We start from the raw sequence: 13,501 nt of genomic DNA on the forward strand, positions 1-13,501 counted from the left end.
CAAGTAACTTTAATCTTTGATAATACAGACCACAACTGTCTTTTAAGATTTAAGTTGTTTCATTTTCGATTTAATACTAAAAACATATTATTTTGATTCTCTCTCTAAAAAATACTTTCACCGAAATAGGAAATGCAACTTTGTTTGCGAAGCAGTTTTTTAAGGAAGTTTTTGTTCCTCCTTATGAGGCCAAAGAGTTTATAAAACAATGTTATGTAATTGGATATAAATCATTGCCTTTAGTAGCCATAACCGGTTTTATTATGGGATTGGTACTCACCCTTCAATCTCGTCCTACACTGGTCAATTTTGGAGCGGAATCCTGGTTGCCCGGAATGGTCGCCCTTTCCTTAATAAGAGAAATTGCTCCCGTAATTACTGCTTTAATTTGTGCCGGAAAAATCTCCTCGGGAATTGGTGCCGAATTGGGATCGATGAAAGTAACCGAACAAATTGATGCGATGGAAGTCTCGGCAATTAATCCTTACAACTATTTGGTCGTAACCAGAATTTTAGCCTGTACTTTAATGGTTCCCATTTTAGTCATTTTTGCAGATGCGGTGGGCATTATTGGTGGTTTTGTTGGAATTAATATCCACGGTGATGTTAATTTCTATCGCTATCTGACTCAAATTTTACAATCGCTGGAATATCTGGATCTAATTCCTGCCACGATCAAGACGTTCTTCTTCGGATTCTTTATCGGAATGATTGGATGTTTTAAAGGATTTAATGCCTCTAATGGAACTGAAAGTGTGGGGAGAGCAGCAAATTCAGCAGTTGTAACTGCTTCACTTACCATTTTTATTCTCGATATGATTGCCGTTCAAATAACCGATTTATTCTTTTAAAGATGATTAAGGAAAAAGAAAATACAGCACTTAAAACTAAAGCAGAAAGCAAAACTCCAATCATCGAGATCAGGGATTTGCACAAGACTTTTGGCGCGGACAATACTGTTCTTCAAGGTGTAAATCTAACGGTGAATAAAGGGGAAGATTTAGTAATTCTTGGACGTTCCGGTTCGGGAAAATCGGTCACCATAAAATGTATTGTGGGTTTAATAACTCCCGATCAGGGTGAAATAAAAGTGTTTAACGAAAATGTATTGAACCTGAAGAAACCTGAGCTAAATCAGATTAGGGTTCGAATTGGATTTTTATTTCAAAGTGGTGCACTGTATGACTCCATGTCGGTACGCGAAAATCTGGCTTTCACTTTACAAAAACACAAACAGAACTTAACGCCGGAAGAAGTTGAAACTGAAGTCATGGAAGCTTTAGATAATGTTGGTTTAGCGGATGCGATCGATAAAATGCCGTCTGAACTATCAGGCGGAATGCAAAAAAGAATTGGTCTGGCCAGAACATTAATCTTAAAACCGGAGATTATCTTATACGATGAACCCACAACAGGTTTAGACACCATAACCTCACGTGAGATCAGCGAATTAATTCTCGATATCAAACACAAACGTAAAACCACTTCAATCATTATTACTCACGATATGGCTTGCGCAAAACTCACAGCCGATCGAATTATGGTTTTAAAAGATGGAGTAATACATGCCGAAGGGACATATGAAGAACTGGAAAAAAACGAAGACGAATGGGTACGCTCATTCTTTGAATAACGCAAAATAAATAGTAGAAATCATGGATAAACAATCTGGATATACCTGGAAATTAGGAATGTTTGTAGCAATTGGATTGTTACTTTTTATAATGGCCATTTATTTTATAGGGAAACAAAAAAACCTCTTTGGTTCCACCTTTCACATCAGCTCCCGATTTAAAACGGTGAGCGGTTTGGAAGTGGGCAACAATGTACGCTTTTCGGGAATTAACATTGGTACGGTCGAAGAAATCAGACTGATTAATGACTCTTCTGTTGTGGTTCTAATGGTAATTAAAGACGATGTTAGAAAATTCATCAAAACAGACGCTCGTGCCAGCATTGGTTCTGACGGATTGATGGGTGACAAGGTTCTCACTATTTCTCCCGGCATAAAATCACAAAAAATAATCGAAAACAACGGTGCAATTGCTTCAATTGACGGAATAGAAATGCAGGACATCATGAAAAGTGTCAAAAAAAGTGTTGATAATGTAGGCATTATTTCTGATGAACTTGCCACTTTTAGTCATAGTATGAACAACGGAAACGGAGCCCTGGCAAGATTAGTCCGCGATGATAAAATGGCTAATAGCGTTTCGAATACCCTTTCAAATCTGGAAAGCGGTACCAAAGGTTTTAGTGATAATATGGAAGCTGCCAAAAATAACTTTCTGTTGAGAGGGTACTTTAGAAAAAAAGAGAAAGAAAAGGAAAAACAGAAAGAGGAAGCAAAAGAGAAAAAAGAAGAACAACAGGAAAAAATCAATAAAGAAAAAGAGGAAAAAGCCAAAGAAGAGAAACAAAAACAGGAGAAACAAAAAGAAGAAGACGCTAAAAAGACACCTTCCGGAAAAGAAAAATCATAGATAAAACTCCAATGAAAACGAAAAAACAAAATAAAAGCAGTGCCTTTGAAAAATTTGCTACCTATGTTTCTAAAGCTTCAGGAAGTACTCCTGCCTTTATAGGTGCTTTTTTAATTGTAGTAGTCTGGGCAATTTCAGGACCTTTTTTTGATTATTCCGAGACCTGGCAATTGGTCATTAATACCGGAACGACCATTATTACTTTTTTGATGGTTTTTTTAATTCAGAAAGCACAAAATAAAGATTCGCTGGCCATTCAGCTGAAACTAAACGAGCTAGTCGCTTCCAACGAATATTCAAGCAACAGCCTGGTAGACATAGAGAGTATGACCGAAGAGGAAATGATTATTGTTCAAAAATATTATCAACATCTTAGCGAACTCTCCAAAAAAGATGAAAGCATCAGAATCTCGCATTCCATTGCAGAAGCGCACGAACAACACCAGCGCAAAGGCAAAACCAGAACAAAAACCCGTACATCAAATAGTGCTAAAAAATGAAACTACGATCGACCGAAACCTTCTGGCTTCTAAGGAATGCCATGAAAAAAAGCTATCCTTCAATTGATTCCGATAAAAACACAACCATTTTGATTATTGGTGGCGGAATAACAGGTGCTTTGATCGCTTACAAGTTAATTACTGAAGGGAAAAAAATAATATTGGTCGACCGTCGTGATATTTGCAATGGAAGTACCGCTGCGAGTACCGCTTTACTACAATATGAAATTGACATTTCATTACACGAACTGATCAAAATGAGAGGATTAAACTGTGCCCTTGACAGTTACAGGAACGGTAAAAAAGCAATTTTTGATCTCCGCAACATCATCGATACTATAAAAAGCGATTGTCAGTTTGAATTCAAAAAAAGTATTTATTTCTGTTCTTTAAAAAAAGATCTCCAATTCCTGAAAGACGAATTTAAAATCCGAAAGGAAAATGGCTTTGACGTGAACTGGCTGGAAAAATGGGATCTTGAAAAATTGGGGCTCAATGCTCTGGCGGCAATCGAATCAAAAACTGCGGCAGTTATGGATCCTTTTAAGCTAGCCAATGATTTACTGATCTATTGTCAAAAAAAAGGAATGGAAATTCTGGATCGAACCAACATTACCTCTATTCAAAATCAAAAAGATAAACTAATTGCCGTTACTGAAAATAAATGTAGTATTACCGCAGATCACATTATACATTGCAGCGGTTACGAAAGTACCGAAACGCTAAAAGAAAAGGTTGTAGATTTGAAAAGCACCTATGTCATTGCTTCTGAAAGTCTCCTTACTCTTCCTATGGCTTTCAGAAATGCAATTTTTTGGGATACCTCCTCTCCTTATCTCTATTTTAGAGCTACTTCAGACAATCGTGTTATTATGGGCGGTGGAGATGTAGCCTTTAAAGACCCTGTAAAACGCGACAAATTATTACCAAAAAAAGAGCAATTCTTATTGAAGAAGTTCCAACGAAAATTTCCGGATATTGATTTTAAAATTGATTATTCCTGGGCGGGAACTTTTGGAGAAACAAAAGATGGATTGCCCTATTTTGGAAAACCTGATCCCAATAAAAACGAACATTATGTCCTGGGTTTTGGTGGAAACGGAATTACTTTTAGTGTCATAGGCATGAACTCAATTTTGGACTCTCTTAATAATAAAAAAAATCCGGATTTAGACTATTACAAGTTTGGAAGATAACTTTTTTAGAGGTGCAGAGATACAAAGATACAAAGGTGCAAAGGTGCAAAGTTTTTTGTTGTATTCTGAAAGCTGGTTATTGAAGTTGAACTGCAAATAAAACAAACGTTATTTTCTTCTCAAAGTTTTAATGAAACTCTTTAAAAGTAACTTTTAAAATCTTTACCTTACTGCTATACAAAAACAGTACTTCATGAAAAGTTTTTCTTTCCCGCCCATATCCAACAAAGATGCTGTTATTCTGATTTTGGGCACCATGCCGGGAACCAAATCATTGGAAATGAATCAATATTACGGTCACAGTCAGAATAATTTCTGGAAATTTATGTTTGTTATTTTGAAAGAGGATCTCTCTACTGATTATGAAACCAGAAAAGCTTTGCTGCAAAAAAACAACATTGCGGTGTGGGATGTGTTACAGCATTGTGACAGAATAGGGAGTTTGGACAGTGCTATTAAAAATGAAACCCCTAACGATTTTGAAACCTTTTTAAAACAACATCCCAATATCACAACCATTCTTTTCAACGGACAAAAAGCAGCAGCATTCTTTAAAAAATATGTCCAGCTGAAGAAAAACTATCACTTGATCACACTACCCTCGACAAGTCCGGCAAATGCAGGTAAAAGTTATGAATCTAAACTTCAGGAGTGGAAAATTTCTGTTGATCCACATCATAATAATGCATCGACACCTCACACAGATTAATTTTTTTTAATACATTTAAGTTGTAAAAAACATTGATTGCGTTATTTTTTCTTTGAATAAGCTATTCTCTTCCGGAATAGCCTTGTTACTTAATCGGAAACCAAAACGATATCATTATGAAAATTCAAACTTACTACAATCATGTTCGGTTTTATACCCCACATCATTTTGTTTATTATCCGGTTTTAGCACTATTCTTAGGCTCCAGTATTTACTTCGCCTGTACGACCGAAAATACACTTATTTGGTCCTTTATAAGTGTTTGTTTTCTATTGCTGTTTTTTCTTGCCTATATGCTGCGCCAGCATTACGCCCTGACGCTTCAGAACCGAATCGTGAGGATGGAACTTCGTTATCGCTATTTGAGCCTTACAGGAAAAAGGCTTGAAGAATTCGAGTACAAACTAACCGACGATCAGATTTTTGCTTTGAGATTTGCTCCTGACAACGAAATCCTGCCGCTTTTGGAAGATGCTCTTAAAAATAACCTCACCGGAGATGCTATAAAAAAAGCCATCGTGCACTGGAGAGCAGATTACAACAGGGTGTAAAAACAATGGAAAGGATAAACTTTCCCTAACTTCTATTTCTGCGATTAAACCAAACATACACTAAAAAAAGAATCAGCCAAACGGTTACAATCACGCCAAAATACATCCCAATAATTGAAGGATGTAAATAATTGGGTTCGTAAAAAAGCTTATCAAAAGTGGTAAATTTCTCCATTAGTGCTTTTCGGTCAAAGCTGTTTCGAATTGTATTGAGTACTTCATCGCGATGTTCTCTAAAATAAAATGCATCTGCGGCCAGTTCTTTAGGAACAATATTACTCTCGATTTTATACTTCTTTAAAAGAGTATCCAGCTTCTGAAAATTCAACTGCAACGAGTCTTTTCTGTATTTGTACAGCAGTTTATATCGCTGTACTGCGGCATCGTACTGTTGTTTTTCTGTTGCAATTCCTTCTACAGCCTTAAACAATGATTTATTCTCGAGAAAAATACAAATGCTATCGTCGTATTGAGGCTGTACCTCGACACCTCTGAATAGGATTTCTGTACTGTCTTTAATCACTTTTTTGGTTATAATTCGCTTCGAAAGTTCCTTTTTATCTAAACCAATTTCGTCCAGAACCTTACCAGTTACGGTCGAGACTTTATCTAAATCGGTTGTGAGTACTTTCAAAGTATCTATGCTGTAATACCTGCTCTCTGTGTTGTAATAACCATTTGATATTAAAACGCTATCCACTACCTCCGTGACAGGATAGGGTTTTGGATATAAGATATTAACCGGATTAAACAATTTTTCAGAACTGTAAGAAGTATAATTGTATAAAAACGGATTTAAAACATTCAGTAAAGTTTTATCTCTATTGAAATCAACTTCCGGAAGTTCGCTCCTTAATTTGGCATTCAATCCAAAACTATAACTGATAAAAAAGGAAAAACTCAGAAAACAAATCAGCAGTAATACCAAACCGGTTTTAAGCAGATTGGTCAAAGAATAAGGATATCGGGAATGATTTCTAACCAAAAATATCAGAAAGAAAAATAAAAACAAACCGCTGATGAAAAAATGGGAAATGGAAACATCATCATAAAATTTAAATCTGTAAAATTCAAAATAGGAATTGATATTGGCAATACCTTTAAAGGTAAAAAAACCATATAAAAAATACCCTAAATGAATGAACAGCAGTACTAAAAAAGACTTTACAAAGAATTGCTTTAATTTTTTTTCCATTTTTTATTTTGAGAATTTACTCTCAAATATAGCCAATCTGATTTAGAAATGAAATTTTCAAACCCTCTTGAAGAAAATTCTCCAAATCAGAATGAGTCCTATTTTCAAATTCCAATACAAATGAAACTGAGACAAATCCAATACAAAAAACAACATACACAACTGATAGTCAAATACATTAACTCAAAGTCAAATTAAATAAAAAAGAATTGGGCGATTATTCTTCGTTAAGTTTAAAAGCTAAAAAATTATCAGTAAAATGATAAATACTTGAGTTTTTTCGCCACGAATTCCCGAATTTGTGTTTAAAATAATTCGTGCATTCGTGGCGATTCTTTATACTATTCAGAAACTTCCAATTGCAGCACAACTTCCTGATAATGTTTGCTAAGTGAGAATAATTGCTCGGCAAAAATCATAATAGCAAGCGGGATAAAGAAAAAGGAAAGCAAATTTTCTTCGTATAAAAAATAAGTGGTTACCATAAAAATTCTCAGGTATTCCAGATAATAAATCCATCTTCTTTGTTCTAATAATGCCCCACAATTTACTAATGTTACCAGAATAAGTAACAGTACAAAAATTTTGTCCGAGACATTTAGTCCTTCAAAACAATACGTAAAAACCGTTAAAAGCATCGTGGAAACTCCAAGCTGGATATAGAGATAATTCTTAAATCGAAGCCTTTGATGCGGATTCGCTTTGTCCTGTAAAAAGCGTTTCTCTAAGGTTGGCCGAATATCCTGATCCATATGGGCAGGACTGCCAAATACCGCTTTCCATTTTGCTTTAAATCCTGTCGAGCGCTTCCACAGCTCGTAAATCTCAAAATAGTAATGAAAATGCTGCCACAAGAAACTATAACTTTTGAGTGGATGTGTTAAACCGTATTTTGGTTTTTCTTCTTCTTCCTGAAAAGTTCCAAAAAGACGATCCCAAAAGGTAAACATATCGCCGTAATTTTTATCGAGATATTTCTCATCAGACGCGTGATGTACGCCATGTACAGAAGGCGTAACAAAAACATACTCCAGCCATTTTATTCTGCCAACAAGCTGTGTATGCGTAAAAAAGGAATAAGCTCCGTGCACAATCAGCATGGTAATAACCATAGAGGGGTGAAAACCAATAAGCGGCAGTACACACCAAAATCCTGTTCTAATAACGGCCTGAAAAGTTGTAATTCTGGCAGCCGCGGTAAAATTAAATTCTTCGCTATGATGATGTACGATGTGTGCTGCCCAGAAAAAATTGACTTCATGCCCCAATCGGTGGTACCAATACCAGACAAAATCGGTGGCAAGAATTAAGGCGATCCAAACAAAAACACTATTCGAAATATCAAAAAATCGATAATTATCATAAATCAAATAATACAACTGGTAAAAACTGGCTGCCACAAACAAATTGATCAAACGCTCTGCGATACCAATGCTAATATTTGAAACTGAACTTTCATAATTAAAAATTTCCGGCCTCTTTCGTCGTTGTGCAAGCTTATATTCTAAAAAGAGAAAGAGAAAAAAAGCAGGCATCGCGAAAGCTAGAAAATTAATATGTTCCATTTTAAAAAATACTTATTTAATTCATAAAAAAACACAAAGCAGTAGTACTTCTATATCCTTATAAAAACAAAGACATTTTCATCAATCAACAAGTTCTTTTCGGCTGAAAATCTTCTTATTAATTGATGAAAAAAATCTTTACTATTTAAAAACCTAATTTTTAATTCTGTTTAAATTTCGGAGTATCCAGCGCCACTTCTTTTACAGATTGAGTATCGGCTACCTTTTTCAACGCGATAATATAAGCTGCAATACGCGGTGTTACATTATATTTAGCCGCAATTCTGAAAACCGTCTCAAATCCTTTTTCTAAGATGTCCTCTAAGCGTGTATTAATCTGATGAATTCTCCAGGACTCCAGAAGCGAATTCTGAAGCCATTCAAAATACGAAACTGTAACTCCACCCGCATTGGCCAGAATATCCGGAACCACTAAAACATTGTTATCGTGTAGTATTTTATCCGCATCGGAAGAAATCGGTCCGTTGGCACCTTCCACAATAATTTTAGCACGAATATCATTAGCGTTCTTTTGTGTAATCACATCTTCTGTGGCAGCAGGAATCAGTACATCCACTTCTAACAGCAATAAATCCTCATGTTTAATAGCAACGGAATTCGGATATCCTTTAATACTTTTATTGTTCAAATTGTAGTACAAAATCAATTCCGGAATATTAAGTCCTTCAGGATTGTAAAACGCTTCGGAAACATCACTAACCGCTACCACATTTAGTCCTTTTTCAAATAAAAACAAGGCCGAATGCAATCCAACATTTCCAAAACCCTGAATGGCTACTGTAGATTTTGCAGGTCTGAGTTTTAATTTTTCAAGGGCCAATAAAGTGATGATACTAACCCCTCTTCCTGTTGCTTCTACCCTGCCTAATGAACCGCCGGAATGCAAATGTTTTCCGGTTACTACCGCATGAATTGTTTTGCCATGAAGTATAGAAAACTCATCCATTAACCATCCCATCTCATCGGGACCCGTTCCCATGTCGGGAGCCGGAACATCTTTTTCAGGCCCGAAAATATCGATTAAAGCTTTGGTATAAGCTCTTGTAATTTTCTCTAATTCATTCTTAGAAAGTGTCGTGGGATCACAAATAATTCCGCCTTTTGCTCCTCCAAACGGAATCCCGGTCACAGCTGATTTCCAGGTCATCCAGGCAGCCAGCGCTTTTACTTCGTCAAGGTTCACTCCCTTATCATATCGAATTCCGCCTTTTGACGGCCCTAAAGCGGTATTGTGTATAATTCGGTAACCTTCAAAGTTCTTTTCAGAACCGTTGTCCAGGGTAATTGAAAAATTAACGACAATTTGCTTTTCCGGACGCTGGAGTTTTTGCCTGATCGATTCGTCTAATCTAAGAATGTCGGCGGCAATGTTAAAACGATCAATCATGGATTGAAAGGGGTTCTGTTTTATTAATTCTGCACTCATATTATATCGTTTAATTGGGGTTATTATTTTTATCTTTTACAAAAGTCTTTTCTAAGGTTTATGGATACTTGCTCTAACATGGGATTTTCCTAAAACAGCGTCGCATCATAACACTGGCATTTCTATTGGTTCTCATTTTGTTTCTTTTTTTTCAGTTCTAAAAAAAGCCTTTCATTGGTGCATGAAAGGCTAAAAAAAAAAATAACAAGTAAATTTCTCTATCAACGCCATTTCATCACATAGTCCTGCATGCGACACATCGTGAAGCCACATAAAGATGAGATGATATTTTGACTATAGTTCTTCATTGTTATTGCAAATCTATAAAATATATTTTATAAATTCTATAGAATTAGTAGAGTTTATTTTTGAAAAATGAAAAAATTAACAAATAACACCTGTTAATCAACACAATACATTCTGTAAAATTTTATTTAAACTGAGAAACAACAATAAAAATGATCGCTATTAAAGCTAAAAAGATAACAATAAAGTTAATTTTAGATAATTTTTCTTTGAAAAAAAGCAAACCAACAAAACTTCCTAAAACAATAACTCCCATGTTCATTCCTGCAAAAACTGTCGATGGGTTTTCAGCAAATGCTTTATGTGCCTTTAAATAGAACAGGATATTTCCGAAATTGAAGATCCCCACCAGGGCACCAAAAAGAATATTTTTGGAGTCCAATTTCCTCTTTTTTATGCCAATTTCATAAATCGAAATTAAAAACGCTACTGCTAAGGCGATACAGAACACCACAAACAAAGAGGTTGGATAAGGCAAAGTAGTATAAAGAGCGATTTGTTTGAAGAGAATATCAATAATACCAAAACCTACCAGAACCACCGCGGGATAAATCCATTTATTCTCTGTGGTATCCGGTTGCTTTTTTAAGAGGAGTAAAAGCGCCAGAAAGCCAATTATTAACCCAATAATTTTATAGGTATTAAATTCTTCTTTAAAGATGAACCAGGCCGCCAGAATTGGGATGAATAACGATAATCGCTGGGCTGTATCTGTTTTCACAATCCCCACATTTTTTATGGAAGCTACCAGAAAAAAAAAGACTACCGGCAATAATATCCCAATAGCAATGTAAATATTCCAGGGAGCGTTTGCATCAACTTCCTTTAAATTTGGACTAAAAGTAAAATAACAAAGTGCTAAAGCAACAATATAATTGAACGCAATAATCTGAGTGGGATGTGTATTGTATTTTCGGGTTATTTTAAAGATCACACCAACAATTACACTGCACAAAATACTGAGGATAAGAAACAACATAGGATTATATTTTGAATGCAAAAATAACGCTTAAACTCCTTTTGTTCTATTTTTTGTTTCTTTTATTCCAGCCTTTTTAATTTCTAACTGTATAATTTTTCCTTTACTATTTTTAATAAATTCTACTGTCGTATTATTATTATCTGAGCGAAAGAACTTTGTTTGAGATTCCGGCAACAATTCGATAGCAGAACCCGCATAATACAATTTGTTCTCTTTCTTTACAATTTTAACATTTTCATACTCCCCTACATATTGATCGTAAGCCTTTGCATCTCCTGCTACCTGAATGTGTTTGTACGGAAGCTCTGCCTCTTTTCCAAAACATATTCCTGCAAGGCCATAAGCAATATAATACGATTTTGACTGGTTGTTGGATAAGACGGTAATAAAAACTTTATCGGCAGTAAATTTGTTAAAGGATGTCATTGCCCCAAAGAAACCACCATCATGCGCAATTAATTGATGGCCCTGATTGTAAACAGGATTGATTATTACGCCAAAACCAAACTTCTGTTCATTATACGATGTAAACATCTTTTTCTTAGATTCCTCTGATAGTAAGGTCTGACCATCGAAAAGTGCTTTATTCCACAAATTTAAATCTTCAACAGTTGAATATATACCATCGTGACCACGATTAAAATTCCAATTGATGTATGGATTTTTAGTTAATTTATTATCATTGAAATAATACAACTGAGTCATTTTATCCACTACGGCATCACTAGCAGAAACTCCGGAATTGCGCATTTTAGCTTTATCGAATAGATTTTGCCTTAAATACTCTTCATAAGATTGTCCCGATACTTTTTCAACAATGCGCGCTAATAAATAATATCCAATGTTACTGTAGGCTGTACTGGTTCCCGGTTCGAACAGCAAAGGCTTTTTAGCCAGATACGCACAAACAGAATCTTTATCGAGATCTGTTCTTACCAAATACAGTTCGTCAAAATCCATTTGAAAACCTGAATTATGACTTAACATCATTTTTAAAGTGATGGCATCACCTTTAGGGAAACCAACAAAGTACTTACTCAATTGATCCTCCAATGATAACTTTTTATGCTCCGCTAACTGCAAAATCGCAACAGCCGTAAATTGCTTTGAAACTGAAGCCAGGCTAAATTTTGAATCGACTACATTTTTTACTTTCCATTCATAATTCGCAAAGCCATAAGCTTTTTTTAGAAGTATCGAATCATTTTTAGAAACCAATACTGTGCCGCTAAAATCATTAACTGCAAATTGTGCATCCATGTATTTTTCTAATTGTATACTAAGTTCTTTTTGTGAATATCCGAACGTAAATACGAACAATACAATTAATGTTAATCCTGATTTCATACTAATTATTTTTACAGTTAATGATTATTTTATGGAGCGTTTTATCCAGTAACGCTATTTCTTCCAGAGACAAGCCCTCCAATGCCGTTTGCCTGTTAATCTCAATAACGGGTTGTATATCGTCAAGTGTTTTTTTTCCCTTTTTAGTGATTTCCAGATTAAATTTTCTTCGATCCACAGGGTGAATTGTGCGGGTTATATATTCTTTTTTCACCATTAATTCAATCATTCTCGTAATGGAAGCACTGTCTTTAAATACAAGATTAGCCAATTCATTTTGAGAAATGTCCGGATTGTTGTTTAGTATAATTAAGACCAGACATTGATCTACAGTAATATCTTTTACGACCTTGGTAATGTTTTTTTGTGCTAGTCTTCGATATTCTTTTATTGCTTTCTCTAATGAGTACAGAGCTGTTCCGGTTGGATTTTCGAGTTGCATATTTTTTTATTTGATACAAATATAATTGATATATCAATATCTTTTAAAAAAATTTCAAACCCGACAGATTTTTAAAACCTGTCGGGTATAGTGATAAACAATTTTAGTCGCTTTTTAGCCAGCCTGTAATACTCATTCTGGTGTTTTGGGTAACCAGAACTTCATGCACCAATTCATTACTTTTGAAAAAAATAGTTTTTCCCTGCGTAGGTGCAATTTTTTGATTGTTATTTTCCTGATGGATCATTAATTCTCCGCCATCGCTTTCTTTCCAATTGCTGTTAAGATAACTGATCATGGAATATTTTCGACTGGAATTGTTTTTAAACTGATCTAAATGCTTCAGATAAAAATCGCCGCTTTCATATAAAGAATAGTGAAATTCATAACTTGTAATTCCGGCATAACAACTTTCATTCAAATAGACTATAAAAGCATCTATCTTATCAAAAAACTCATTTTCAAAAACATTGTTGTGTTTTTTATCCAGCCAATAAATAGAGTCACTTCGTACAGCTCCATCGTAAGACAGCTTTTCTGAGTTTCCGATTCCTGCAGCCAGCAACAAACTTTTACGATTTAAATCTATTAGATTTTGCCTTAAATGATTGGCCAGTTCAGGACTTAAAAAATGCTCCGATATCCCAACCTTATTTTCTATATAACTCGCAATCAAATCTTCGAAACTATCTTCCATCTTTATTTTGGGAAACTGCAAATACAGCCAACGGAGCAAGGTAGATGAAATAAAACTGGTAATGGGCTTTTTACAAAATAA

General features: G+C 35.0%; 14 protein-coding genes. 7 read left to right on the top strand and 7 right to left on the bottom strand.

Features of this window, described 5'->3' with window-relative positions; all coding sequences use genetic code 11:
* Positions 1–92 precede the first annotated feature (92 nt).
* From M4I44_RS17775 to M4I44_RS17805, 7 genes are all read left to right on the top strand, one after another.
* Positions 93–851, top strand: a complete 759-nt coding sequence (locus tag M4I44_RS17775; protein ID WP_249965605.1) for an ABC transporter permease — start codon at positions 93–95, stop codon at positions 849–851.
* Between the two features lie 2 nt (positions 852–853).
* The gene (locus M4I44_RS17780) at positions 854–1,633 is read left to right on the top strand and encodes an ABC transporter ATP-binding protein (RefSeq protein WP_249965606.1); all 780 of its coding nucleotides are present in this window, start codon (positions 854–856) and stop codon (positions 1,631–1,633) included.
* A 22-nt stretch (positions 1,634–1,655) separates the two neighbouring features.
* Positions 1,656–2,483 (top strand): MlaD family protein, encoded by an 828-nt coding sequence (locus M4I44_RS17785; protein ID WP_249965607.1) that lies wholly within the window; start codon positions 1,656–1,658, stop codon positions 2,481–2,483.
* 11 nt (positions 2,484–2,494) lie between these two features.
* Positions 2,495–2,983, top strand: a complete 489-nt coding sequence (locus tag M4I44_RS17790) for a low affinity iron permease family protein (RefSeq protein WP_017495567.1) — start codon at positions 2,495–2,497, stop codon at positions 2,981–2,983.
* Positions 2,980–4,179 carry an FAD-binding oxidoreductase gene (locus M4I44_RS17795; RefSeq protein WP_249965608.1) on the top strand — a complete coding sequence of 400 codons (1,200 nt, stop codon included), beginning with the start codon at positions 2,980–2,982 and terminating at the stop codon, positions 4,177–4,179. The genes M4I44_RS17790 and M4I44_RS17795 overlap by 4 nt, the downstream gene beginning before the upstream one ends.
* 193 nt (positions 4,180–4,372) lie before the next feature.
* On the top strand, positions 4,373–4,888 hold the full coding sequence (locus tag M4I44_RS17800) for a DNA-deoxyinosine glycosylase (RefSeq protein ID WP_249965609.1): 516 nt from the start codon (positions 4,373–4,375) through the stop codon (positions 4,886–4,888).
* A 116-nt stretch (positions 4,889–5,004) separates the two neighbouring features.
* Positions 5,005–5,439: a DUF6526 family protein gene (locus M4I44_RS17805; RefSeq protein ID WP_249965610.1), complete on the top strand. Its 435-nt coding sequence runs from the start codon at positions 5,005–5,007 to the stop codon at positions 5,437–5,439.
* A 25-nt stretch (positions 5,440–5,464) separates the two neighbouring features.
* On the opposite strand, the gene M4I44_RS17810 is transcribed toward M4I44_RS17805, so the two are convergent.
* The 7 genes from M4I44_RS17810 to M4I44_RS17840 form a co-directional block, all read right to left on the bottom strand.
* Complete coding sequence (locus M4I44_RS17810) at positions 5,465–6,634, bottom strand: hypothetical protein (protein WP_249965611.1); 1,170 nt, start codon at positions 6,632–6,634, stop codon at positions 5,465–5,467.
* Positions 6,635–6,975: 341 nt separating this feature from the next.
* Positions 6,976–8,199, bottom strand: a complete 1,224-nt coding sequence (locus tag M4I44_RS17815) for a sterol desaturase family protein (RefSeq protein ID WP_249965612.1) — start codon at positions 8,197–8,199, stop codon at positions 6,976–6,978.
* Between the two features lie 160 nt (positions 8,200–8,359).
* A complete protein-coding gene (locus M4I44_RS17820) occupies positions 8,360–9,646 on the bottom strand; it encodes a Glu/Leu/Phe/Val dehydrogenase (protein ID WP_249965613.1) in 1,287 nt (428 codons plus the stop codon).
* A 430-nt stretch (positions 9,647–10,076) separates the two neighbouring features.
* Positions 10,077–10,931 (bottom strand): EamA family transporter, encoded by an 855-nt coding sequence (locus M4I44_RS17825; RefSeq protein WP_249965614.1) that lies wholly within the window; start codon positions 10,929–10,931, stop codon positions 10,077–10,079.
* Between the two features lie 30 nt (positions 10,932–10,961).
* Positions 10,962–12,281, bottom strand: coding sequence for a serine hydrolase (locus M4I44_RS17830; RefSeq protein WP_249965615.1), 1,320 nt, complete (start codon positions 12,279–12,281; stop codon positions 10,962–10,964).
* A gap of 1 nt (position 12,282) precedes the next feature.
* On the bottom strand, positions 12,283–12,723 hold the full coding sequence (locus M4I44_RS17835; protein WP_249965616.1) for a MarR family winged helix-turn-helix transcriptional regulator: 441 nt from the start codon (positions 12,721–12,723) through the stop codon (positions 12,283–12,285).
* Positions 12,724–12,826: 103 nt separating this feature from the next.
* Positions 12,827–13,420 (bottom strand): 2OG-Fe(II) oxygenase family protein, encoded by a 594-nt coding sequence (locus M4I44_RS17840; protein WP_017495556.1) that lies wholly within the window; start codon positions 13,418–13,420, stop codon positions 12,827–12,829.
* Positions 13,421–13,501 lie beyond the last annotated feature (81 nt).

This window comes from Flavobacterium sp. B183, from assembly GCF_023539155.1.
GTDB lineage: Bacteria > Bacteroidota > Bacteroidia > Flavobacteriales > Flavobacteriaceae > Flavobacterium > Flavobacterium tructae.

Coding starts and splice junctions, on each gene's coding strand:
- M4I44_RS17780 (WP_249965606.1), top strand. CDS start 854: ATGATTAAGGAAAAAGAAAATACAGCACTTAAAACTAAAGCAGAAAGC.
- M4I44_RS17785 (WP_249965607.1), top strand. CDS start 1,656: ATGGATAAACAATCTGGATATACCTGGAAATTAGGAATGTTTGTAGCA.
- M4I44_RS17790 (WP_017495567.1), top strand. CDS start 2,495: ATGAAAACGAAAAAACAAAATAAAAGCAGTGCCTTTGAAAAATTTGCT.
- M4I44_RS17795 (WP_249965608.1), top strand. CDS start 2,980: ATGAAACTACGATCGACCGAAACCTTCTGGCTTCTAAGGAATGCCATG.
- M4I44_RS17800 (WP_249965609.1), top strand. CDS start 4,373: ATGAAAAGTTTTTCTTTCCCGCCCATATCCAACAAAGATGCTGTTATT.
- M4I44_RS17805 (WP_249965610.1), top strand. CDS start 5,005: ATGAAAATTCAAACTTACTACAATCATGTTCGGTTTTATACCCCACAT.
- M4I44_RS17810 (WP_249965611.1), bottom strand. CDS start 6,634: ATGGAAAAAAAATTAAAGCAATTCTTTGTAAAGTCTTTTTTAGTACTG.
- M4I44_RS17815 (WP_249965612.1), bottom strand. CDS start 8,199: ATGGAACATATTAATTTTCTAGCTTTCGCGATGCCTGCTTTTTTTCTC.
- M4I44_RS17820 (WP_249965613.1), bottom strand. CDS start 9,646: ATGAGTGCAGAATTAATAAAACAGAACCCCTTTCAATCCATGATTGAT.
- M4I44_RS17825 (WP_249965614.1), bottom strand. CDS start 10,931: ATGTTGTTTCTTATCCTCAGTATTTTGTGCAGTGTAATTGTTGGTGTG.
- M4I44_RS17830 (WP_249965615.1), bottom strand. CDS start 12,281: ATGAAATCAGGATTAACATTAATTGTATTGTTCGTATTTACGTTCGGA.
- M4I44_RS17835 (WP_249965616.1), bottom strand. CDS start 12,723: ATGCAACTCGAAAATCCAACCGGAACAGCTCTGTACTCATTAGAGAAA.
- M4I44_RS17840 (WP_017495556.1), bottom strand. CDS start 13,420: ATGGAAGATAGTTTCGAAGATTTGATTGCGAGTTATATAGAAAATAAG.